This is a genomic window from Trichloromonas sp. (genome assembly GCF_041583255.1).
In the GTDB taxonomy this organism is placed as follows: domain Bacteria; phylum Desulfobacterota; class Desulfuromonadia; order Desulfuromonadales; family Trichloromonadaceae; genus Trichloromonas.
The window spans coordinates 1-21,980 of record NZ_JBFHGD010000031.1; the positions used below are offsets into that span (position 1 = coordinate 1).

Below are 21,980 nucleotides of genomic sequence, written 5' to 3' on the forward strand. Positions count from 1 at the left end.
CGAGATCCGCCAGGAGACCGACGTCCTCGACACCTGGTTCTCCTCGGCCCTGTGGCCCTTCTCGACCATGGGCTGGCCCGAGCAGACCGAGACCCTGGGCAAATTCTACCCGACCTCCTGCCTGGTGACCGGCTTCGACATCCTGTTCTTCTGGGTTGCCCGGATGATGATGATGGGGCTCAAGTTCATGGGCGAGGTCCCCTTCAAGGAGGTCTACATCCATGCCCTGGTGCGCGACGCCCAGGGGCAGAAGATGAGCAAGAGCAAGGGGAACGTCATCGATCCGCTGACGGTCATCGAGGAGTACGGTACCGACGCCTTTCGCTTCACCCTGGCCGCCTTTGCCGCCATGGGCCGCGACATCAAGCTCTCTACCGACCGCATTGCCGGCTACCGTAATTTCGCCAACAAGTTGTGGAACGCCAGTCGTTTCACCCTGATGAACCTTGATGACTTTGATCCGGCGAAGATCGATCTCGACCGCCTTGAGTTGTCTCTGGCCGACAAGTGGATTCTCAGCCGGCTGTCGGAAGCCTCCCGCGATGCCAACCAGGCGTTGAAGGAGTATAAATTCAACGAGGTGGCCAGCGTCCTCTACGCCTTCACCTGGAACAGCTTCTGCGACTGGTACATCGAATTGGTCAAGGACGACCTGTACGGGGACGATCCCGCGGTTAAGGCCAGGGCCCAGAGTGTCCTCTACCTGGTACTCGAGTCACTGCTGCGCCTGCTGCACCCCTTGATGCCCTTCATTACCGAAGAAATCTGGCAGGCACTGCCTGGTCAGCGGCCGGCAGCCTTCATCGTCGATACGCCGTATCCGACCGGCGAGGGGGGGCTGCACGACCCGCGGGGCGTGGCCCGGATGGAATTGATCATGGATGTCATCAAGGGCATCCGCAACATCCGCGGGGAGATGAACGTGGCTCCGAGCAAGCAGGTGGTGGCGGTGCTCGACTGTCGGAGCGAAGCCTCGGCAGCCACCTTGAGCGATGGCCAGGGCTATATCAAAACCCTGGCCCGTGTCAGCGAACTGAACCTCGGTGTCGGGTCGGCGCGCCCCGAGCAGGCGGCGACACAGGTTGCCGGTGATGTCGAAATTCTGCTGCCGCTGGCCGGCCTGATCGATATTGAAGAAGAGGAAAAGCGCCTGCTCAAGGAGATCGCCAAGGTCGAGAAGGACGTGACCATGTTCAGTAAGAAGCTTTCAAACGAAAGTTTTGTCGCCAACGCGCCCCGCCATGTACTCGAAAAAGATCGCGGGAAGCTGCAGGATGCCGAAGAGAAAATGGCGATCCTCCAGGAAAGCCTGAAGAAAATCCAGTCTTTGCGATAGTTTGACCAATGGGCTTGGCACGCCCTCTGCACAGATAATCGTAATACAAAAGCACAGCGCAGTGCTCTTGTTACCCGTGGCAATGAAGCCCGAAAGGTGTACTCCTTTCGGGCTTTTTTTGGTTCTGGGGATGACGAATAAGGTGGTTGCGAGCGCCCAAAAAACATGCACCAGCCAGTCGGCGTGGGTAAAAAATGTGCAAAAACTGTTCGGCGTGTGCGTTAAGCGTAGATTTTTCTCTCTTTGTGCCCTATAATTTGACAACATTTATCAGGGGAGCCTTTTGTGGGCCCTGCTTTTGCACTGAGAAGTCACTTGGGTATGTGGAACCCACGTCCGGGGCGAATTTTATGGGAATTCTTGTTTCTTTAACCTGAGGTCTCCGGCCTGTCGGGCTCCAGGGTCCGTAAAGCGTATTATCTGACTTCAACCGCCTGGTTCACATTGAGCCCGATTTCCGTTACTCAGTCATTTTTACGGGGTGCGATTTATGGGGATATTTAATCGAACGACCGGTGCCGTGACCCAGTCACCCGGCGTGGAGACGACCATCAATGAACCCCAGGTTGTCAGGGAGTGTTTCTGTGCCAAGGGTCACAGCCTGGTAACTGACCTGGCATCTTTTGGCGGCCATCCGGGGATCACCATCCGGCTGAAAAGTGAACGGCAGGATGGTTTGCTGGCGCTGAGTCCGGTAATCGGTGACCAGAGCCGCACCTTTTTCAATTTTGAACGGGTGCCAGGCGAGATCGTTCAGATCTGTTGCCCGACCTGCTCCGACCCGCTGCCGGTGTACAATGTCTGCAGTTGCGGGGCTGACCTCGTTGCCATGTTTACCACCTTAAATGCTGAATTTGCCAACTGTATCGGTATCTGTCAGCGGATCGGCTGCCTGCACGCCGAAATCAAAAGCAACAGTGATCTTCGTCGGTACAGCAGGAAAGGGTATTTTGACTGAAGTCTTTCCGGGATCGACAGGCATGGTTCGCTGAAAAATGTTTCCGGTGTGCCAATCTGGCTCGCCCGTTCCGTAGTGGTGCACGGGTGCCCCTTTTTAGCTCTGCCGCGTCGGGACGAATTGTCTATTATGAGTTGATTTTCACAGGTTGTGGCGTTATTGAAATGGCACGATTTGTGGAGTCTGTTCAATTATGGAGTGGTCGGCTGGCACATCGTGGTGCTTGCGCTACAGCAATGATGCCCTCAGGGAGAACTCCCTGCTGGGCTTTTTTTGTTTTATCTTGGTGCCATGATTCAAGAATCATCTAATCGGGGAGAAGGATGCGTTTATGCTTGTGATTGCCTGTATTAAACAGGTCCCGGACACCACCCAGGTGCAGATCGATCCGGTGACTAACACGCTGGTGCGGGAAGGGATCCCGTTTATCGTCAATCCGTATGACACCCACGCGCTGGAGGAATGCCTGCGGCTGAAAGATCAGCTCGGAGTTCGGGTGGCTGCACTGTCCATGGGCCCGCCCAATGCCGTGGCGACGCTGCGCAAGGCCTGTGCTGTGGGGGTGGATGAAGCCATTCTGCTCAGTGACCGCTGCTTTGGCGGCGCCGATACCCTGGCGACCAGCCAGGTCCTTTCGGCGGCCATCAGTAAGTTGGCCGAGACCGAGGAAGTCGCCCTGGTTTTCTGCGGCAAGCAGACCATTGACGGCGATACCGCCCAGACCGGTCCCGGCATCGCAACCCGTCTTGGCTATACTCAATTGACCCTGGTCGACCGGATCGAGGAACTCGACCTGGAGAACCGCACGGTCCGTGTTCGCCGCAAGCTCGAGGGGCGTTACGAAATCGTCGAAGCGCCGCTGCCGGCCATGATCACCGCCGTGCGCGAGCTCAACCGTCCCCGTTACCCGACCGTTCCCATGCGGCTGGCGGCTGCCAACGCAGAAATCAAGCTGTGGGATAATAAGGTTCTGCAGCTTGACGAAAAGACCGTGGGGCTTAAGGGCTCACCGACCTGGGTCAGCAAGATCTTTTCGCCCGAGCGCGACAAGGGCGAGATTATCGGCGACGGCGTGAACGACCCGGTCGGTACCGCGCAACTGCTGGTTGATAAGCTGTTGGATAAGGATTTGCTGGTATTCTAGGCAGCCATTGTCATTGAAGGAATCTTCCATGGAACCGAAAAAAATTAAAAAGCCGCGGGGAGTCGCCCGCCTGGTCGAAGGGCGCTGTATCGCCTGTGGTGAACGTTGCATGAGTTCATGCCCGGTCGATGTAATCCTGATGGACGAGCAGGGGGCTCCCATCATAAATACCGCCAAGTGCATCGGCTGCGTCAAATGTGTCAAGATCTGCCCCGCCGAGGCCATCGAAATGTATTTCACCCCGGAAGAGCAGAAGCTTCTGGATCAGCTGGCCAGCCAGGGAGGGGGCGCCGAAGTTGAGGTGGATGAGGCCGAAGCGGCCCTGCAGAAGATGCTGGCCGCCTACCGGGGGGTCTGGGTCTTTATCGAGCAGACCGACGGGGAGGTCGCCAAGGTTTCCTGGGAACTGCTGGGGACCGGCGCCGAGCTGGCGAAAAAGCTCGATGTCGAACTCTCTGCCGTGGTGATCGGCAGCAATGTCGAATCCCTCTGCGCCGAGGCATTCGCCCACGGCGCCGAAAAGGCCTATCTGCTCGATGCCCCGGTCTATCGCAATTACCGCACCCAGCCCTACAACGAGGCCATCTGTCACCTGATCGAAAAGCACAAGCCGGAGATCATCCTGATGGGCGCCACCGGGATGGGCCGCGATCTCGCCGGCGCGGTAGCTACCGTGGTCAAAACCGGTCTGACCGCCGACTGCACCGGCCTCAGCATCGATGACAAGCGGAACCTGATGCAGACTCGGCCGGCTTTCGGCGGCAATATCATGGCGACCATCATGTGCGACAAGTATCGGCCGCAGATGTCCACGGTCCGCCCGCATGTCATGGCCATGCCGGAGGTGATGCCCGGCCGCAAGGGGATCATTGTGCGCGACGATTTCGCGCCGAACGAGCAGGGCATCCTGACCAAGGTGCTCGAGGTCTTCAGCGACAAGGACGCCAAGAACAAGGTCGATATCGCCGGGGCTGAGTTTATCGTCTCGGGTGGACGGGGCATGATGAACGCTGCGAATTTCTCGATACTTCAGGAGTTCGCCGATGAAATCGGAGCCGTGGTCGGTGCGTCGCGCAGCGCGGTCGATGCCGGCTGGATGCCGCACGATCGCCAGGTCGGCCAGACCGGCAAGACCGTGCGGCCCAAGGTCTACATCGCCTGCGGCATCAGCGGAGCGATCCAGCACATGGTCGGCATGCAGGATTCGGATGTCATCATCGCCATCAACCGCGACAAGGACGCGCCGATTTTCCAGATCGCCACCTACGGTATCGTCGGTGACCTGTTCCAGGTCATTCCGGCCCTGACCCGCCGGATCCGGGAGCTGCGTCAGGGAACCGGTGAGCCGGCACGGGCGGCCTCCTAGCCTTTTAATTTCGACGTTCGGGGAATTCATATGACCTTCAGCAGATTTATCATTTTCGTGCTTTTTACCGGCTCCGGCGCCTTTTTCCTCTGGAGCCTCTACCAGCGACTGAGCCTGGTGCGGCTCGGTGGAGACGACAACCGGTTCGATCGTCCTGACCAGCGCCTGCGCAGCATGCTGGCCTTCGCCTTCGGTCAGAAACGGGTGCTGGCGCGCCCTTTCGGGGTCAACCATTTCATCTTCTTCTGGGCCTGCATCCTTCTGGTCGTGGTCAATGTCGAGTTTGTCCTCGGCGGGATCTTTCCGGCCCTGCACCTGTCCAACCTGCCCGACTTTTTCTATGTTCCCATCCGGCTGGTGTCCGACATCGTCAGCCTGCTCACCCTCGGCGCGGTGGTGGCGGCGCTGATCCGGCGCACCTTTTTCCCCCTCATTCCCGAAGCGCGCAATTACGAAGGCTACCTTATCGTGGCGGTGGTCGCCGTCCATATGCTGGCCTATTTCGGAATCAGTTCGGCCGAAGTTGCCCTCGGACATGAACGGGCGGCAGCCTGGATGCCGGTTTCGGTCTTCTTCGCCCATTCCCTTTCCGGCTTCGGCGAGGTCGGCCTGGAGAGGCTGCACGGCCTGTTCTGGTGGATTCACGCCTTTGCCCTGCTGGTGCTGTTCAATTACCTGATTCCCTACAGCAAGCACCTGCATGTCTTTACCGCCATCGGCAACTGTTTCTTCCGCAGCCTGGAAAAACCGAATACCCAGCCGCGCGAGATCTTCGAGGTCGGGGTCGACCTTGGTGCCGACGAGGTCGGCAGACTGACCTGGAAAGACCTGTTCGATTCGTTCGCCTGTACCGAGTGCGGCCGCTGCCAGGATGTCTGCCCGGCTCACAATACCGGGAAAAAGCTCAACCCGCGGCAAATCATCCATGACATCAAGGTCAACCTGCTGGCAAAGGGGTCGGCCAAGGCGCCTGAACTGGCCCTGATCGGTGATGGCGGCGAGGGGAGCTGCAGCGAAGAGGCGATCTGGGACTGCACCACCTGCGGCGCCTGTCTGGAGGCCTGCCCGGTCTTTATCGAGCATCCGCAGAAACTGGTCAAGATGCGCCGCCACATGGTGCAGATGAAGTCGCGTTTTCCGGAAGAGCTCCTGAACCTCTTCGAAAACATGGAGCAGCGCAGCAACCCCTGGGGGATCGCCCCCTCGGAGCGGACCAAGTGGTCTTCCCTGATGGACGTCAAGGAGTTCAGCGCCGAAGAGACCGAATATCTTTTCTTTGTCGGCTGTGCCGGCTCCTTCGATACCCGCAACAAGCACGTCACCGTGGCGCTGGCGACCATCCTCGATGCCGCCGGGGTCTCCTGGGGGACGCTCGGCAAGGACGAGCTCTGCTGCGGCGACAGCGTCCGGCGCCTGGGCAACGAGTACGTTTTCGAGCAGATGACGCTGAAGAATGTCGAGCTGCTCAAGGCCCGCGGGGTGAAGAAAATCATTACCCAGTGCCCGCACTGTTTCAGCACCCTGAAAAACGATTACCGCCAGTATGGCCTCGACCTCGAAGTGGTTCCCCACAGCCAGCTGATCAGCGAACTCCTCGAAAGCGGGCGGCTTAAACTGCCGAACACCGCGGATGTCGGCCGCATCCTGTTTCACGACTCCTGTTACCTTGGCCGGCACAACGATATTTACCAGGCCCCGCGGGACGTCATTGCCGCGGCAACCGGCTTTCCTCCGTCGGAATTCGAGCGCAACCGGGAGAATTCTTTCTGCTGCGGCGCCGGCGGCGGGCGGATGTGGATGGAAGAAAACAGCGGCCGCCGGATCAACCGTACTCGGGTCAAGGAATCCCTGCAGCAGAATCCCGATACCATCTGCGTCAGCTGTCCCTACTGTATGACCATGATAACCGACGGTCTGAAGGATGAGCAGGGCGAGGCGGTTCGGGTCATGGATATCGCCGAGGTGGTTGCCGAGTCGATGCGACCCCGGCAATAATTCCGCCAGCTCTTTCCGAATATGCCAGAACGAAAAACGCCCCGCAGCAATGCGGGGCGTTTTTCGTTCGGCGAAATCAATGGTTCAGCTTTCGCGCAGCTGAAATTTCTTTATTTTGCGGTGCAGGGTGTTGCGGCCGATGCCCAGGGTCCGCGCCGCTTCGGTGATGTTCCAGTGATGCTGTTCGAGGGTTTTGCGAATGGTTTCAAGTTCCCTGTCCCTGAGCCCCTGCTGCGGCTCGGGACATAACCCTTTGCGGGCCATGACCTTGACCAGGCTCTTTTCCAGGCCGTGCAGGGAGTGGAGCATCTGCTGCAGTTGCCCGTCGCTCATCTGTTCAAGAACCCCTTCGCTGCCGTAGTGGGTCCAGAACTCTTCGACGGAGCTGTCGCCCTCGGAAGTGCTGCGGGTTTTCCGGGCTGCGGCGGCAGCAGGAGCGGGGCGTGATTCGAGGGGGCCGCCCAGGTGTTCCGGCAGCAGCACCGGTCCCGTGCAGAGAACCACGGCCCGGCGCAGGGTGTTGGAAAGCTCTCGGATGTTCCCCGGCCAAGGATGTCGGCTCAGCAGGTCCAGGGTCGCCGGGGCGATCTTGAGGTCGGGGTTGAGCTGCCGGGTGAAGAATTCCGCCAGTTGGGGGATGTCTTCGTGCCGTTCCTGCAGGGAGGGGATTTCCAGGCGCACCACGTTGAGACGATAGTAGAGGTCTTCGCGGAAGGTGTTTTCGGCGATGGCCTTTTCCAGGTCGACGTTGGTAGCGGCGATGATCCGCACATCGGTGCGAAGCGGCTTTTCGCCGCCGACCCGCATGAATTCACCGGTTTCCAGAACCCGCAGCAGTTTGACCTGGATCAGCGGGCTGGCATCGCCGATTTCATCGAGAAACAGGGTGCCGCGGTTGGCCAGCTCGAAAATGCCGCGGCGAGTCTGGTTGGCGCCGGTAAAAGCGCCTTTTTCGTGACCGAAGAGTTCGCTCTCCAGCAGGTTTTCCGGCAGGGCACCGCAGTTGATGGGGAGAAACGGCTGCCCCGAGCGATTGGAGGCGGCGTGGATGAAGCGCGACAGCACCTCTTTGCCGGTGCCGGTTTTTCCCTGGATCAGCACGTTGATATTTTTGCCGGCGATCTTGTTGGCCAGCGAGACCATCTGGCGCATGGCAACAGATCGCCCGACCTGAAAGCCGACCGCACTGGCCACGTCGGCCCATTCCTCGTCGCCGGTCTGTCCCTGGCTGATGCTGGTGCCGTAGCTGGCGGCCCGGTCGATCAGCCTTTCGATCTCGTCGATGTCCTCGAACGGTTTTTCCAGGTATTCATAGGCGCCCAGCTGAATGGCGGTCACGGCCGTTTTGACCGTGCTGTAGCCGGTCATGATGATGACTTCGCACTGGGGTTGCTGCCGCTTGATTTTTTTCAGCAGGGTCAGCCCGTCGGTGTCCGGCAATTTCAAGTCGACCATGGCGACGTTGAAACTGTGACTGGCGAGCGCTCTGGCTGCTTCAGGTTCGTTTTCAGCGGTGACCACGTCATAGCCCAGGCGGCTTAGCAGGCGCCGGAAAAAGGTGCAGACATCCCCTTCGTCATCAATGATCAATACCCTGGTCTGCGCCAAGCCTTCCTCCCTGTGTTTAGTCATTTTGCAGCCCCTCCCCAGGGTTCAGCGGCAGCAGCAGCGAGAAGGTGCTCCCCTTGCCCGGAGTACTTTCCACTTCGATCGTCCCCTGGTGCGATTCGGCAATGCCGAGGCTGACCGAGAGTCCGAGTCCGGTTCCCTTGCTGGCTTCCTTGCTGGTGAAAAAAGGGGTAAAAATCTTCGGCAGGTGTTCCGGCGGAATCCCGCTGCCGTTGTCGGTGACGCTGATGATGGCACAGCGCTGTCCCTTGCGATCGATAATTGACGTGCGCACCTTGATGATTTTTTCCCGCTCGACCCCTTTGAGGGCGTCGCGGGCGTTGACCAGAAAGTTGGTCAGCACCTGCTGGATCTGCGGGCCGTTGGCGCTCATTTTCGGCAGCTCCGGGTCGAGGTCGGCGACGATCCGGATCTGGCTGCGGTTGATCTGGTAGCGGATCAGCCCCAGCACCCGCTGCACTTCGCTGTTGATGTCGGTGTCGCTGACCGGAGCCTGGTCCTGCCTTGAGAAGGTGAGCAGGTTCTGAATGATCCGTTTGCAGCGCAGGCCGCAGTTGACAATGTCGCCGAGCAGTTCGCCGTCTTCGGAATTGGTCGGCAGGGGCTTTAGCAGCAGCTGGGCGGTGCCGATGATCACGGTCATCGGGCTGTTGAGTTCGTGGGCGACCCCGGCGGCCATTTCACCGATCGCCGCCAGCTTGGCCGAGTGCACCAGCTGGCCCTCGATCTTGGTCTTCTGGGTGACGTCCTTCATCAGCACCGTGATTGCCACCACCTGGTTGTCCTCGTTGAAGACGGGGTAGTAGGACATGTCGAGCAGGTTCCCCGCCGGGGTCTGCAGGCGGTGGAAAAAGGGTTGGTGCGTGCGTTTGACCTCATGGACCGGGCAGTCCCGGCACGGCTTCGTGCGTCCCTTGAGGCGGTTGTAGCACTTGTTGACGACGGCGCGCTCCCAGGCCTCCCTGAGTTCCTCCGGCAGGCGGTCGTTGTGCTGCAGCACGTTGTAGTCGGTATCGATCAACAGGATCGGATCGGTAACCGCCTTGAAGGTTTCTTCCCACTCTTTTTTTGCCCGCGACACCTGCTTGTAGAGGCGCGCGTTCTGAATGCTGATCGACAGCTGGTCGGCCAGGTGCTGGACGAAGCGCAGGTCGGCCTCGCGGTAGGCGTCTTCGCCGCTGCTGCCGACAATCAGCGAGCCGAAGACCTCGTCCCGCTTAAGCAGGGGGGCGACCGCCAGGCATTTCAACGGGGTCGAATATTTCGGGTTATAGCGGATGTGGTCAAGTCCTTCCACGTCCAGGTTGAATATTCCGGCTTGTTTGTCGCGGATGACATTCAGTGAGGGGGAATGTGCCGGAAAGTCGTCGATCTGGCAGAAATCCCGGGGCATCATGGCTTTCAGCGAGAGCGCCCCGTTGCGGGTGGTGACCAGGCCGAGAAAATCGCAGGGGAGCGTCTGCGGCAGCTTGGCGAAGGTCCGCTCGATGATGTCGGCGACCGACATGTCGATGTTGATGTCGCGGGCCAGCTGGTGGAGGATCTCCAGGCGGCTGTTCTGCTGCAGGATCTCCTCGTTGCGCTTTTTCAGCTCGACGTAATAGTTGAGCTTGGAGGAGTTGACCCCGGTCAGTTGTTCGAGCAGTTTTTCCTTGCTGTCGCTCATCGGTCTTCCTTGCCCCGCTTGGTTTCGCTACAGCGCATTGTGAAAAATACGTTCGATTTCCGCGGCCGTGGCGGACCGGGGATTGGTCACCAGGCAGGCATCGTTGACGGCGTTGCGGCTGAGCTGCGGGATGTCTTCTTTCTTCAGGCCCATGTCGCCGAGCCCCTTGGCCAGCCCGATGTCGAAGATCAGCTCACGGATCCCCTCGACCGCCAGCCGGGCGCCATGCTCCGGCGAGGTGTCGCGGACATTTTTGCCCAGCGCCCAGGCGATGTGCTTGAAGCGTTCCAGGCAGGAAGGCAGGTTGAACTCCATGACGTGGGGGAGAATCGCGGCGTTGGCTTCGCCGTGGTGTTCGTCGAGCAGGCCGTCGACCTGGTGGGTCATGGCGTGGGTGGCGCCGAGGATGGCGTTGGAGAAGGCGATGCCGGCGGTCAGGCTGGCGATCGCCATGTTGGTGTTGGCTTCCATGTCCTGGCGGTTGTTGACGGCCTGACGCAGGTTGCCGGCAACCAGCTGGATCGCCTTGCAGGCATGGATGTCGGTCAGCGGGGTGGCCGCCAGCGAGACATATGACTCGATGCCGTGGGTGAGGGCGTCCATCCCGGTAGCGGCGGCCAGCTTGGCGTCCTTGGTGCGCAACAGGTCGGGATCGACGATGGCGATGTCGGGAACCAGCGATTTGGAGATGATCGACATCTTCAGCTTGCGTTCGGTGTCGACGATGATGGCGAACTGGCTGACCTCCGAGCCGGCCCCGGCGGTGCTGGGGACAATCAGCATCGGCGGCAGCGGGTGGATGATTTTGTTGATCCCTTCGTAATCGCGCAATTGGCCGCCGTTGGTGGCCAGCAGGGCGACCGCCTTGGCGACGTCGGTCGGGCTGCCGCCGCCGACGGCGACGATGGCATCGCACCCTGATTCAAGGTAGCGCCGGGTCCCCTCGATCACTTCGAAGTCCTTGGGGTTGGTGGTCAGCGACGAGTAGACCACCGCCTTCAGGCCGGCGGCATTCAGGTAGTGCAGGGCCTTGTCGACCCAGCCGGCTGCCATTACGTCGTCATCGCTGACGATAAAGACCTTGGACGCCCCAAGGCGCACGGCGCTTTCGCCGATCTGGCTCAGGGAGCCGAGGCCGAAGATGATCTCCGGAGTGACAAACTTGCTGATATTCATCGATGACAACTCCCGCTCATTTAATTCGTCTGCAAATAGTCATGATAACACGGTCGCCGGATCGGGGCTATGCCCCAATCAACCTGCTGCCGGCAGGAGCTCCTGGCTTCTGCAACCCTGGCCATCGAGGCTTCGCGATTTGAGTCAGGCGGCGCAACAGTGGCCGCTGGGTGAGCGCCCGATCCCGGACAGCAGCGGAACGCCCGGTTGGGGGGAGTGGAGGTCCGGGGTCGCCAGGCGGCCGTTTTCCAGGGTCAGGGGGAGGCACTGCAGCCGGGCGGCCTGCCCCCGGTCATGGGTGGCGACGACCAGGGTGGTGCCCGCATCGCGCAGTTCGCCAATCACCCGTTCGAGTGCCGGCACGGTTTCGCTATGGATGCTGGCGGTCGGTTCATCGAGCAGCAGAACCTCCGGCTTAAGCACCAGCGCCCGGGCGAGGGCAACCCGCTGGGCTTCGCCGCCGGAAAGCCGGCGGGCGTGGCGCGCGGCAAACCCGTCCAGCCCGACCTTTTCAAGCGCGGCCGCGATGGTCTGCCGCTGGCTGGCGCCATGGATACCCCGCAGGCCAAGGCCGAAGGCGAGGTTGTCGAAGACGCTGCGGTTAAAGAGGTAGGGAGCCTGGTGGACCAGGGTGATCCGGCCCCGCTGATACCGCAGGGCGCGGTTGTTCCAGCGCACCGTCTCTCCGGCGAACTGCAGGGTTCCGGCGCATGGCGGAGCAAGCAGGGCCAGCAGCTCGAGCAGGGTGCTTTTGCCGGCGCCGTTCGGCCCGAGCAGGGCGTAGCTGCGGCCAGGGTAAAGCTCCATCTGCTCGATATCGAGGACCGGCCGGGAAGCATGTTTTTTGACGATATGGTGCAGACTGTAGATCGGTTGCATTAGCTACCTTTGCTGGAGCAGGTTGAGAACCAGGTTGACTGTCATGGCCAGTATGTCTTTGAAAATCTTTCCGTTCATATCGAGTGTCCGCTCCCGTAAACAAATGGGCTTCCCCCTGTTGATGTGGAAGAACCCCATGCCTGTCAACGGTCACCCTGGCCGCCTGCTGGAGAGTCTCCTTTCCGAATTCGGGAGGCCACGCCGTTTCCAGCGCAACCCGTCGGCCGGCCTCCCTGAGATGTTACCTTTAGGAGGATGGGCTCGGAGAACGGGCGGATAAAGTGCAAGACCCATGCACAACTTTAAACAAGCTGTTTGTTTTGCCTGGTGCCGCCGACGGCAGAATCTATTCCGTCTACGTTATCCGGTGGGTTCGGGTCGGCTGCCGAAAAATGGAAATGTGTTTTTGGCCCCTGGGTGACCTGTTCCCTGTCGACCCGAAGTGTGCCAATGTGGAACGTCACGGTGGGCCGTAATGGTGCGTGGTGATCCAATGTGGATCGCAGGCAGGTGCGGGCGTCGGTGGACCGTGGCGACGTGCTGACGGGATGGTGCGCCGAGTCGCGGATGGTGCAGATTGGTGTATAGTGGAACAGTATGCACCGTCATGGTGCAGCACTGCTGGGGTTTGGAGTGATTGTGGGGGGCGTGAAAAGTATCGTGTTTACGCAATATTGTGTCGTCATGAAAGAGCTGGCATCGTTGTTGCTCAAGTACCAACCATCGTTTGATTTGCTTGTTCCAGTTTCAAGCGGATCATTTGACAAGGTGCAGGCGTTTGATAGTCGGCGCTCGGTGCCTGAAAGCAAGTGCGCGTCCCATGGCATGACAGGTCAATGGGCATAATCCTCAACCGTATTAAATAGGAGAGAAAAACAATGGCATTAGCAGATCAGACTTTCGGATTCTTCATTCCCACCGTATCTCTTATGGGCGTTGGTTCCTCCAAGGAAGCCGGCGATCAGGTCAAGGCCCTCGGTGCCAAGAAGGCCCTGCTGGTCACTGACAAAGGGATTACCGCCATGGGTATGGCTGCCCAGATCAAGGAGCAGGTCGAGAAATCCGGCGTGTCCGTGATTATTTTTGACGGCGCAGAGCCTAACCCGACCGACAAGAACGTCCATGACGGACTGAAGGTTTACCAGGACAACAAGTGCGACGCCATCATCTCCCTGGGCGGGGGCTCTTCCCACGATTGCGCCAAGGGGATCGGCATGGTCGCCACCAACGGCGGCCACATCCGCGACTGCGAAGGGGTCAACAAAACCAGCAAGCCGATGCCTCCCTTCGTCGCCATCAACACCACCGCCGGCACCGCTTCTGAGATGACCCGCTTCTGCATCATCACCAACACCGACACCAAGGTGAAGATGGCCATCGTCGACTGGCGCTGCACCCCCAATGTCGCCATCAATGATCCGGTTCTGATGGTCGGCAAGCCGGCTGCCCTGACCGCCGCTACCGGCATGGACGCCCTGACCCACGCTGTCGAGGCCTATGTCTCGACCATCGCCACCCCGATTACCGACGCCTGCGCCATCAAGGCCATTGAACTGGTCGCCGAGTACCTGCGTCCGGTTGTGGCCAACGGCAAGAACCTTGAGGCTCGCGACAAGATGGCTTACGCCGAGTACCTGGCCGGCATGGCCTTCAATAACGCCTCGCTCGGCTACGTTCACGCCATGGCGCACCAGCTCGGCGGCTTCTACAACCTGCCCCACGGTGTCTGCAACGCCATCCTGCTGCCGTCGGTGTGCGAGTTCAACATGATTTCCAACCCCAAGCGCTTCGCCGACATCGCCGTTGCCATGGGTGAGAACATCAGCGGCCTCTCCGACGTCGAAGCCGCCGCCAAGGGGATCGCTGCGATCCGCAAGCTCTCCAGCGACATCGGGATCCCCGCCGGCCTCACGGCGCTCAACGTCAAGGAAACCGATCTGCGCATTATGGCCGAGAACGCCATGAAGGACGCCTGCATGCTGACCAACCCCCGCACCGCGACCCTCGACTGCGTCATCGGCATCTACAAGGCTGCCATGTAAGGCGACTGCACCGACCGGGACCGCGGGCGTTTCCGCGGTCCCGGTTTTTACCTCATCTCCGAGCCTCACTGCCTAACAGGATCGCCTCAGGGTGGCTGGCCAAAGGGTTCCGTTGGAAACGACGGGGCCTCCCTTTCGGAAAGGAGATGTCTTCCGCGCGGCGGACGAACCACATGAAAGGGAGAAATCAAGAATGAACAAAATTTTTCGCGTCAACATGACCACTCTCACCGCTAAAGTCGAGGATGTGCCCGCCAATTGGGCCGGCCTCGGTGGCCGCGCCCTGACTTCGACCATCGTTTCCGAAGAAGTTCCCCCCACCTGTCATGCTCTCGGCCCCAACAACAAGCTGGTCTTTGCTCCGGGTCTTCTCAGCGGTACCGCTGCCGCCAACTCCGGCCGCATGTCCTGCGGCGCCAAGAGCCCGCTGACCGGCACCATCAAGGAAAGCAACGCCGGCGGCACCAGCGCTCAGCAGTTTGCCAAGATGGGGATCAAGGCCCTGATCATCGAAGGGCTGCCCAAGGATGACAAGTGGTACGGCCTGCATGTCACCAAGGAAGGCGTCACCATCGCCGAAGAGAGCGAACTGATCGGTAAGGGTAACTTCGCCGTCATCGAAACGATCGAGGCCCGCCTCGGCAAGAAGACCGGCGTGATGACCATCGGTCCGGCCGGCGAGATGAAAATGGCGATGGCCAACATCTCGGTCAAAGATCCCGACAGCAAGATCCGCAGCCACGGTCGCGGCGGTCTCGGCGGCGTCATGGGTTCGAAGAAAATCAAGTTTATCAGCATCGATGCCGAAGGCGCTCCCGGCATCACCATCGCCGATCCGGACAAGTTCAAGACCGCGGCCCGCGTCTTCGCCAAGGCCCTGCTCGACCACCCGGTGGCTGGCGAAGGCCTGCCGACCTACGGCACCAACGTGCTGGTCAACATTCTGAATGAGGCCGGCGGCCTGCCGACCCGCAACTTCACCACCGGCCAGTTCGCCGCCCATGACAACATCAGCGGTGAAACCATGCACGACACCATCGTCGAGCGCGGTGGCAAAACCAAGCACGGCTGCCATGCCGGCTGCATCATCCAGTGCTCCCAGGTCTACAACGACAAGGACGGCAAGTACGTCACCTCCGGCTTTGAGTACGAGACCATCTGGGGCCTGGGCGCCAACTGCTGCATCGAGACCCTCGATGACATCGCCGAGGCCGACAATATCATGGACGATCTCGGGGTCGATTCGATTGAAACCGCGGTCATGTTCGGTGTTGCCATGGAAGCCGGCGTGCTGCCTTTCGGCGACGGCAAAGGTGTCATCCGCATGCTGACCGAAGAGATCGGCAAGGGGACGGCGCTCGGCCGCATCCTCGGCGGCGGCACCGGTCACGTCGGCCGCACCTACGGCGTCACCCGCGTCCCCGTGGTCAAGAACCAGGGCATCCCCGCATACGACCCCCGCAGCGTCAAGGGGATCGGCATCACCTATGCCACCAGCACCATGGGCGCCGACCACACCGCCGGTTACACCATCGCCACCAACATCCTCAACGTCGGCGGCTTTGTCGACCCCTTGAAGAAGGACGGCCAGGTTGAGCTTTCCCGCAACCTGCAGATCGCCACCGCCGCCGTCGACTCGACCGGCATGTGTATCTTCATCGCCTTCCCGGCCCTCGACATCCCCGAATGCCTGCCGGCCCTGATCGACATGATCAATGCCCGTTTCGGTATCAATCTGACCGGCGACGATGTCACCAACCTCGGCAAGAGCGTCCTGAAGATCGAGCGTGCCTTCAACCAGGCCGCCGGTTTCACCGCCGCCGATGACCGCCTGCCCGAATTCTTCAAGTTCGAGCCGGTGGCACCGCACAACGTGGTCTGGGATTTCAGCGACGAGGAAATCGACGAGTTCTGGAACTTCTAAAGAGAGGTCCGTGTCCTCTCTCCTTTCCCGGTGTGGCCGTTCTGGCCACACCGGGGTTTTTTTGTTCCGACCGACATCTCTTGAGGAGGTAAGGATGAGAGTGACGGTAAAGCTGTTTGCCATGTTCCGCAACGGCCGTTTCAAGGTCGCTGAATTCGATTTTCCCCAGGGGACGACCTGCCGGCAGATCGTCGCCGAGGTTGGTCTGACCGAAGCGGAACTCGGCGTGGTCATGGTCAACGGTCGGCATGCCCAGGTCGACCGGGTGCTGGCCGAAGGGGATACCCTTTCGCTCTTCCCCCTGGTCGGGGGAGGCTGAGATGACCGAACTGCTCGAGTTTATCCGTTCCCGCTGCACCGGCGACCTGTTTCCCTGGACCGCCCAGGTGGCGGCCGCCGAGCGTTTCGGGCTGAGTCTGGCCCAGGTCGAGGCTCAGGCCCTGGCCGCCGATATCCTGCCGGCACGCTACCAGCGCAACCGGCAGATCATCTCCTGCGACGATCAGCGGACCCTCTTCGGCAGCCGGGTGGCCGTCATCGGCTGCGGCGGCCTCGGTGGCTACATCATCGAAGAGCTGGCCCGCCTGGGGGTCGGTGAACTGCTGGTCGTCGATCCCGATGTCTTTGAAGAGCACAACCTCAATCGCCAGTTACTGGCCACTCCTCTCGATCTTGGTCGCCGCAAGGTGGATGTCGCCGCAGAACGGGTGGCGCGGGTTAACCCGGCCGTTTCCGTAACCGCGGTTCCCGAGGCGTTCGGGGCGGCCAAGGGGGGACTCCTGCTCAAGGGGGCACGGGTCGCCGTCGACGGGCTCGACAGTATTAACGTGCGACTCGAGCTCGCCGCTGTCTGCCGTGATCTCGGCATCCCGCTGGTGCACGGCGCCATTGCCGGCTGGTACGGGCAGCTGACCACCCAGCAGCCGGGAGACCTGCTGCTGGAAAAAATTTACCGAGGCCAGGGGCATGCCATCGCCAGCAAGGGCGTGGAGAAAGAGCTGGGCAACCCTTCCTTCACCCCGGCGGTGGTGGCCAGTCTCGAAGTCGCCGAGGTCTGCAAGCTGCTGCTCGACAGGGGGACCCCCCTGACCGGGCGTTGCCTGAATGTCGACCTGCTCGATATGGAATTCTGCGAAATCAGCTTATGACATTTACGCCATCAGGTATTTCTCTTGAAGCGCTGGAGGCAGCATGTCCCTGATCGACCCCTTCGGTCGCAAGATCAACTACCTGCGACTCTCTGTCACCGACCGCTGCAACATGCGCTGCTGTTACTGCATGCCGGCGGCCGGTGTCGACAAGCTCGCTCCGCACAACATCCTCAGCTATGAAGACCTGTACCGGATCGCTCGGGTGGCGGTGGGGCAGGGGATCGAAAAAATCCGGGTAACCGGCGGCGAGCCGCTGGTGCGCAAGGGAATCATCGAATTTCTGGCGCGCCTGAAAGCCCTGCCGGGGCTCAAGGAGCTGGTACTGACCAGCAATGGCCAGCTGCTGCCCGAGCTGGCCGCTTCGTTGAGGATTGCCGGTGTGCAGCGGGTCAACATCAGCCTCGATTCCCTCACCCCCGAGACCTTTGTCGCCATCACCCGCACCGGTGACCTGCGCCAAGTGGTTGACGGACTGATGGCGGCGGAGCGGGTGGGGCTGAGGGTTAAAATCAATATGGTGGTGATGCGCGGAGTCAACGATTCTGAAATCGAAGATTTCGCCGAACTCACCCTGGCTCGCCCGGTCACGGTTCGCTTCATCGAGTACATGCCCTCGCTCAAGGCCGGCGATTGGCGCTCACAGGTCATTTCCGGCGACGAAATCATCCACCGGCTGGCCGCGCGTTACGCGCTGCGATCGGTCGATGGGGGCGAGCGGTCCGGCCCGGCCAGAAACTTTCGTATCAATGGCGCCATCGGCGAGATCGGTGTGATTACCGCTGTCTCCGGACATTTCTGCAACAGCTGCAACCGGGTGCGGGTGACCGCCACCGGGACCGCGCGCAGCTGCCTCTTTTCTGATGCCGGGGTCGATTTGCGGCCGTTGCTGGCCCGCGACAACCAGGCTCTGGCCGAGGGACTCCGCCGGGTCGTGGCCGGCAAGCCCTCTCAGCACGATCTCGCCGGCGACCAGGACGGTTACCAGGCCTTTGCCATGGCCGCCATCGGCGGCTGATACCCGTTTGTCTTCTCAAACCCACTGCGGAATGAATGAAACAATGAACGAAACGATGCCCGAAGAAGAGATCGACCTGGCCGGCGCCAATGCGGTCATCGACAAATACCTGGACATGAAGGGGGCCCTGATGCCGGTCCTTCAGGCGATCCAGGAGCATTATGGCTACATTCCCGAGCCGACCGTGCATCTGGTGGCGGAGCGTCTGAATGTCTACCCGAGCCAGATTTACGGGGTATTGACCTTTTACGCCCAGTTCCATCTCGAGCCGCGGGGCAAGTACATCATCCGCGTCTGCATGGGAACGGCCTGCCACGTCAAGGGAGCGGGCCGGATTGCCGATACGCTGACCGACCGGCTGGGGATCGGCCACGCCGAGACGACGGAAGACCTCAAGTTCACCGCCGAATACGTTGCCTGCATCGGTGCCTGCGGGATGGCTCCGGTTATCATGGTCAATGATGATACCTACGGCAGCATCACGGTGCAGAAGATGGACGAGGTCATCAAGAAATACCAGGCGATGGACTAAGGTTCCCGGGACTTAACACCATTCACCGAGTGGGGATTAAATAGATATGGCCGCAAAAGCAGAAGCGATTAAAATTCTAATCTGTCAGGGAACAGGAGGGCTGGCCTCCGGTGCGAAGGCTGTTGGCGACGCCTTTGAGGCGGAGTTCGCCAAGCAGGGCGTCGAAGCCAAGATCGGCAAGCGCTGCGACGTGGTCGGTACCGGCTGTCGCGGTCTCTGCGCCAACGACGTTCTGGTCGACGTGGTGATGCCCGGCCAGGCCGCCGTGACCTATGACTTCTGTACGCCCGAGATGGTGCCGCAGATCGTCGAGCAGCATGTGCTGGGCAACGAGCCGGTTGCAAAGAAGGTGGCCGGTCCCTATTACGCCAAGTTCCTCGAGAAGCAGCAGCGCATCATCTTCTCGCGTTGCGGCACCATCGATGCCGAGAGCCTCGAAGACTTCCTCGACCACAAAGGCTTTCAGGGGATCAAGAAGGCGGTGACCATGAAGCCCGCCGAAGTCATCGACGAAGTCAAGCGCTCCGGCCTGCGCGGACGAGGGGGCGGCGGCTTCCCTACCGGGGTCAAATGGAGCTTCTGCGCGGCGACCCCCGGTGAGACCAAGTACCTGATCTGCAACGCCGACGAAGGGGACCCGGGGGCGTTCATGGACCGCTCGGTACTCGAAGGCGACCCCTACGGCCTGATCGAGGGGATGATGATCGGCGCCTACGCCATCGGCTGCAAGTTCGGCTACGTCTACGTGCGCGCCGAATACCCGCTGGCGATCAAGCGGCTGCAGATGGCCATCGACACCTGCTACGAAAAAGGCTTCCTCGGCAAGAACTGCCTGGGGCTCGGCTTCGATTTCGACATGCGCATCAAGGCCGGCGCCGGCGCCTTCGTCTGCGGCGAAGAGACCGCGCTGATGGCCTCCATCGAAGGGCAGCGCGGGATGTCCCGCCCCCGGCCGCCGTTCCCGGCGGTGCGCGGTCTCTGGGGCTACCCGACCAACATCAACAACGTCGAGACCTTCGCCAACGTCTCCTACATCTTCTACAACGGCGCCGACTGGTACAGCGCCATCGGTACCGAAGGGACCAAGGGGACCAAGATCTTCGCCCTGACCGGCAAGGTCAAGCACACCGGCCTGGTCGAGGTTCCCGCCGGCACCACCATGAAAGAGGTCATCTACGACGTCTGCGGCGGTATTCACAACAACCGCAAGTTCAAGGCCGTCCAGGCCGGCGGCCCCTCCGGCGGCTGCCTGCCCGCCGAGGCCCTGGATGCCCAGGTCGACTACGACTCGCTGATCAAGGCCGGCGCCATGATGGGTTCCGGCGGCCTGGTGGTCATGGACGAGACGACCTGCATGGTCGACATCGCCCGGTTCTTCCTCAACTTCACCCGCGTCGAATCCTGCGGCAAGTGCATTCCCTGCCGGATCGGCCTCAAGATCATGCTCGAGATTCTCGAGCGCATCACCGAGGGCAACGGGCGCGAGGGCGATATCGAGCTGCTCGAGGACATGGCCTACGACATCAAGAAGAGCTCGCTGTGCGGTCTCGGTCAGACGGCCCCGAACCCGGTTCTGTCGACCATCCGCTATTTCCGCCACGAGTACGAGGCGCACATCAAGGAAAAAGAGTGCCCCTCGCACGGCTGCAAGCCGCTGCTGCACTTCCGCGTCATCGAAGACAAGTGCAAGAAATGCGGGCTCTGCCCGAAGGCCTGTCCGGTGGACGCGATCGAGTGGGAAAAGGGTCAGGTGGCGAAAATCGATCTGGAGAAATGCACCAAGTGCACTTCCTGCTACGATGCCTGCCGCTTCATGGCGATCGACTAAATCAGTGAGGCGTAAGGTGTGCGGAGTGAGGCATAACGGCTTTACCCCTCACCCCTCACTCTTCACCCCTCACGGTAGATAAACGAGGATAAGATGGTAAATCTTACGATTGACGGCAAACAAGTTACGGTTAGCAAAACGGCTACGATCTACCAGGCCGCCAAGGAAACCGGGATCGACATTCCGGTACTCTGCTACGCCAAGAAGCTGTTCCCCTACGGCGCCTGCCGGGTCTGCCTGGTGGAAGTCGAGCAGATGAAGGGCCGCCTGATTCCCTCCTGTACCACCCCGGTCACCGAAGGGATGATCGTCAAGACGATGTCTGACGAGATCCGCAAGGTGCGCAAGACCGTGCTCGAGTTTCTGCTGGTCAACCACGTGCTGGACTGCCCGGTCTGCGACAAGGGCGGCGAGTGCGACCTGCAGGACCTCGCCTATGATTACGAGGTCACCAGCAACCGCTTCGAGGGCGAGAAGTTCAACCTGCCGACCGACGAGATCAACCCGCTGATCGAGCGCAACATGAACCGCTGCGTGCTCTGCGGCAAGTGCGCCCGGGTCTGCGACGAGGTGGTCGGCTACGGCTCCTACTCCTTCATCAACCGCGGCTTCGAGACCAAGATCGCCACCGCCTACGACCGCGGCCTCTCCTGCGAGTTCTGCGGCCAGTGCGTCTCGATGTGCCCGGTCGGCGCCATCCTTCCGCGCCCGTTCAAGTTCAAGGCGCGCCCCTGGCAGCTCAAGGAAGTCGACACCGTCTGCGGCTACTGCGGCAACGGCTGTACCGTCTGCCTCGGGGTCAAGGACAACAAGGTCGAAACCGTCCGCTTCAACGACAAGACCGGGGTCAACGACGGCAACCTCTGCATCCGCGGCCGCTTCGGCTACTCCTACATCAACAGCGGCGACCGTCTGACCCAGCCGCTGGTGCGCAAAGACGGCGAACTGGTTCCGGCCACCTGGGATGAAGCCATGGCTGCCGTCGCCGACGGCTTGAAGAAGGCCCAGGGCGACCAGGGGGTCGGCATTCTTACCGGCGGCCGCCTGTCCAACGAAGAATTCTTCCTGCTCAAGCAGGTCGCCGAAAAGCTCGGCACCGCCAATCTCGACCACAGCGGCGGCGAGTGCTACAAGGGGATCACCGAAGGGCTCAAGGAGACCCTCGGGGTCACCGCTTCGACCGGCACCTTCCCGCAGATCGAGGAATGCGACACCATCCTCGCCATCCGCAGCGACTTCTACGAGACCCACCCGGTGGTCGGCATGGTGGTCAACCAGGCGATCCGCGTCAACCACGCCGATCTGCTGGTGATCGGCGACAAGAAAGGCAAGCTCGACA

General features: G+C 60.8%; 17 protein-coding genes and 2 riboswitches. Of the genes, 13 read left to right on the top strand and 4 right to left on the bottom strand.

The genetic code is table 11. The features are described from left to right. The 5 genes from ABYV89_RS04250 to ABYV89_RS04270 form a co-directional block, all read left to right on the top strand. Positions 1-1,336, top strand: a 1,336-nt coding sequence (locus ABYV89_RS04250; RefSeq protein ID WP_432821690.1) for a class I tRNA ligase family protein, incomplete at its 5' end; no start/stop codon positions are given. 490 nt (positions 1,337-1,826) lie between these two features. Then, complete coding sequence (locus ABYV89_RS04255) at positions 1,827-2,294, top strand: hypothetical protein (protein WP_432821691.1); 468 nt, start codon at positions 1,827-1,829, stop codon at positions 2,292-2,294. Between the two features lie 331 nt (positions 2,295-2,625). Next, positions 2,626-3,438, top strand: coding sequence for an electron transfer flavoprotein subunit beta/FixA family protein (locus ABYV89_RS04260; RefSeq protein WP_432821692.1), 813 nt, complete (start codon positions 2,626-2,628; stop codon positions 3,436-3,438). A gap of 28 nt (positions 3,439-3,466) precedes the next feature. Further along, complete coding sequence (locus tag ABYV89_RS04265; protein ID WP_432821693.1) at positions 3,467-4,804, top strand: FAD-binding protein; 1,338 nt, start codon at positions 3,467-3,469, stop codon at positions 4,802-4,804. Between the two features lie 30 nt (positions 4,805-4,834). After that, positions 4,835-6,799 carry a (Fe-S)-binding protein gene (locus ABYV89_RS04270; RefSeq protein WP_432821694.1) on the top strand — a complete coding sequence of 655 codons (1,965 nt, stop codon included), beginning with the start codon at positions 4,835-4,837 and terminating at the stop codon, positions 6,797-6,799. An 84-nt stretch (positions 6,800-6,883) separates the two neighbouring features. Here the strand turns inward: ABYV89_RS04270 and ABYV89_RS04275 are convergent, their stop codons facing one another. The 4 genes from ABYV89_RS04275 to ABYV89_RS04290 form a co-directional block, all read right to left on the bottom strand. Further along, the gene (locus tag ABYV89_RS04275; RefSeq protein WP_432821695.1) at positions 6,884-8,431 is read right to left on the bottom strand and encodes a sigma 54-interacting transcriptional regulator; all 1,548 of its coding nucleotides are present in this window, start codon (positions 8,429-8,431) and stop codon (positions 6,884-6,886) included. Further along, positions 8,424-10,094 (bottom strand): ATP-binding protein, encoded by a 1,671-nt coding sequence (locus tag ABYV89_RS04280; RefSeq protein WP_432821696.1) that lies wholly within the window; start codon positions 10,092-10,094, stop codon positions 8,424-8,426. The genes ABYV89_RS04275 and ABYV89_RS04280 overlap by 8 nt, the downstream gene beginning before the upstream one ends. Positions 10,095-10,121: 27 nt before the next feature. After that, positions 10,122-11,270: an iron-containing alcohol dehydrogenase gene (locus ABYV89_RS04285; RefSeq protein ID WP_432821697.1), complete on the bottom strand. Its 1,149-nt coding sequence runs from the start codon at positions 11,268-11,270 to the stop codon at positions 10,122-10,124. Positions 11,271-11,414: 144 nt separating this feature from the next. Next, positions 11,415-12,149: an ATP-binding cassette domain-containing protein gene (locus ABYV89_RS04290; protein WP_432821698.1), complete on the bottom strand. Its 735-nt coding sequence runs from the start codon at positions 12,147-12,149 to the stop codon at positions 11,415-11,417. 159 nt (positions 12,150-12,308) lie between these two features. Further along, positions 12,309-12,428: riboswitch (molybdenum cofactor riboswitch) on the bottom strand. A gap of 599 nt (positions 12,429-13,027) precedes the next feature. Between ABYV89_RS04290 and ABYV89_RS04295 the strand changes: the two genes are divergently transcribed. The 8 genes from ABYV89_RS04295 to ABYV89_RS04330 all read left to right on the top strand — a co-directional run. Beyond that, the gene (locus ABYV89_RS04295; protein WP_432821699.1) at positions 13,028-14,191 is read left to right on the top strand and encodes an iron-containing alcohol dehydrogenase; all 1,164 of its coding nucleotides are present in this window, start codon (positions 13,028-13,030) and stop codon (positions 14,189-14,191) included. A gap of 44 nt (positions 14,192-14,235) precedes the next feature. Further along, a riboswitch (molybdenum cofactor riboswitch) is annotated at positions 14,236-14,353 on the top strand. 31 nt (positions 14,354-14,384) lie between these two features. Next, complete coding sequence (locus tag ABYV89_RS04300) at positions 14,385-16,115, top strand: aldehyde ferredoxin oxidoreductase C-terminal domain-containing protein (protein WP_432821700.1); 1,731 nt, start codon at positions 14,385-14,387, stop codon at positions 16,113-16,115. Between the two features lie 94 nt (positions 16,116-16,209). Beyond that, positions 16,210-16,434, top strand: a complete 225-nt coding sequence (locus ABYV89_RS04305) for a MoaD/ThiS family protein (protein ID WP_432821701.1) — start codon at positions 16,210-16,212, stop codon at positions 16,432-16,434. Between the two features lies 1 nt (position 16,435). Then, positions 16,436-17,263 (top strand): HesA/MoeB/ThiF family protein, encoded by an 828-nt coding sequence (locus ABYV89_RS04310; protein ID WP_432821702.1) that lies wholly within the window; start codon positions 16,436-16,438, stop codon positions 17,261-17,263. A gap of 43 nt (positions 17,264-17,306) precedes the next feature. Then, on the top strand, positions 17,307-18,281 hold the full coding sequence (gene moaA / locus ABYV89_RS04315; RefSeq protein ID WP_432821703.1) for a GTP 3',8-cyclase MoaA: 975 nt from the start codon (positions 17,307-17,309) through the stop codon (positions 18,279-18,281). A 43-nt stretch (positions 18,282-18,324) separates the two neighbouring features. Then, entirely contained in the window at positions 18,325-18,813 is a 489-nt protein-coding gene (gene nuoE / locus ABYV89_RS04320) for an NADH-quinone oxidoreductase subunit NuoE (RefSeq protein ID WP_432821704.1), read from the top strand. A gap of 46 nt (positions 18,814-18,859) precedes the next feature. Beyond that, positions 18,860-20,641, top strand: a complete 1,782-nt coding sequence (gene nuoF, locus ABYV89_RS04325; protein ID WP_432821705.1) for an NADH-quinone oxidoreductase subunit NuoF — start codon at positions 18,860-18,862, stop codon at positions 20,639-20,641. Positions 20,642-20,734: 93 nt separating this feature from the next. Continuing rightward, a partial coding sequence (locus tag ABYV89_RS04330; protein WP_432821706.1) for a 2Fe-2S iron-sulfur cluster-binding protein occupies positions 20,735-21,980 on the top strand: 1,246 nt, incomplete at its 3' end.

What these genes read in the sequence shown, in the direction of transcription:
- ABYV89_RS04255 (WP_432821691.1), top strand. Translation starts at nt 1,827, where the DNA reads ATGGGGATATTTAATCGAACGACCGGTGCCGTGACCCAGTCACCCGGC.
- ABYV89_RS04260 (WP_432821692.1), top strand. Translation starts at nt 2,626, where the DNA reads ATGCTTGTGATTGCCTGTATTAAACAGGTCCCGGACACCACCCAGGTG.
- ABYV89_RS04265 (WP_432821693.1), top strand. Translation starts at nt 3,467, where the DNA reads ATGGAACCGAAAAAAATTAAAAAGCCGCGGGGAGTCGCCCGCCTGGTC.
- ABYV89_RS04270 (WP_432821694.1), top strand. Translation starts at nt 4,835, where the DNA reads ATGACCTTCAGCAGATTTATCATTTTCGTGCTTTTTACCGGCTCCGGC.
- ABYV89_RS04275 (WP_432821695.1), bottom strand. Translation starts at nt 8,431, where the DNA reads ATGACTAAACACAGGGAGGAAGGCTTGGCGCAGACCAGGGTATTGATC.
- ABYV89_RS04280 (WP_432821696.1), bottom strand. Translation starts at nt 10,094, where the DNA reads ATGAGCGACAGCAAGGAAAAACTGCTCGAACAACTGACCGGGGTCAAC.
- ABYV89_RS04285 (WP_432821697.1), bottom strand. Translation starts at nt 11,270, where the DNA reads ATGAATATCAGCAAGTTTGTCACTCCGGAGATCATCTTCGGCCTCGGC.
- ABYV89_RS04290 (WP_432821698.1), bottom strand. Translation starts at nt 12,149, where the DNA reads ATGCAACCGATCTACAGTCTGCACCATATCGTCAAAAAACATGCTTCC.
- ABYV89_RS04295 (WP_432821699.1), top strand. Translation starts at nt 13,028, where the DNA reads ATGGCATTAGCAGATCAGACTTTCGGATTCTTCATTCCCACCGTATCT.
- ABYV89_RS04300 (WP_432821700.1), top strand. Translation starts at nt 14,385, where the DNA reads ATGAACAAAATTTTTCGCGTCAACATGACCACTCTCACCGCTAAAGTC.
- ABYV89_RS04305 (WP_432821701.1), top strand. Translation starts at nt 16,210, where the DNA reads ATGAGAGTGACGGTAAAGCTGTTTGCCATGTTCCGCAACGGCCGTTTC.
- ABYV89_RS04310 (WP_432821702.1), top strand. Translation starts at nt 16,436, where the DNA reads ATGACCGAACTGCTCGAGTTTATCCGTTCCCGCTGCACCGGCGACCTG.
- moaA (WP_432821703.1), top strand. Translation starts at nt 17,307, where the DNA reads ATGTCCCTGATCGACCCCTTCGGTCGCAAGATCAACTACCTGCGACTC.
- nuoE (WP_432821704.1), top strand. Translation starts at nt 18,325, where the DNA reads ATGAACGAAACGATGCCCGAAGAAGAGATCGACCTGGCCGGCGCCAAT.
- nuoF (WP_432821705.1), top strand. Translation starts at nt 18,860, where the DNA reads ATGGCCGCAAAAGCAGAAGCGATTAAAATTCTAATCTGTCAGGGAACA.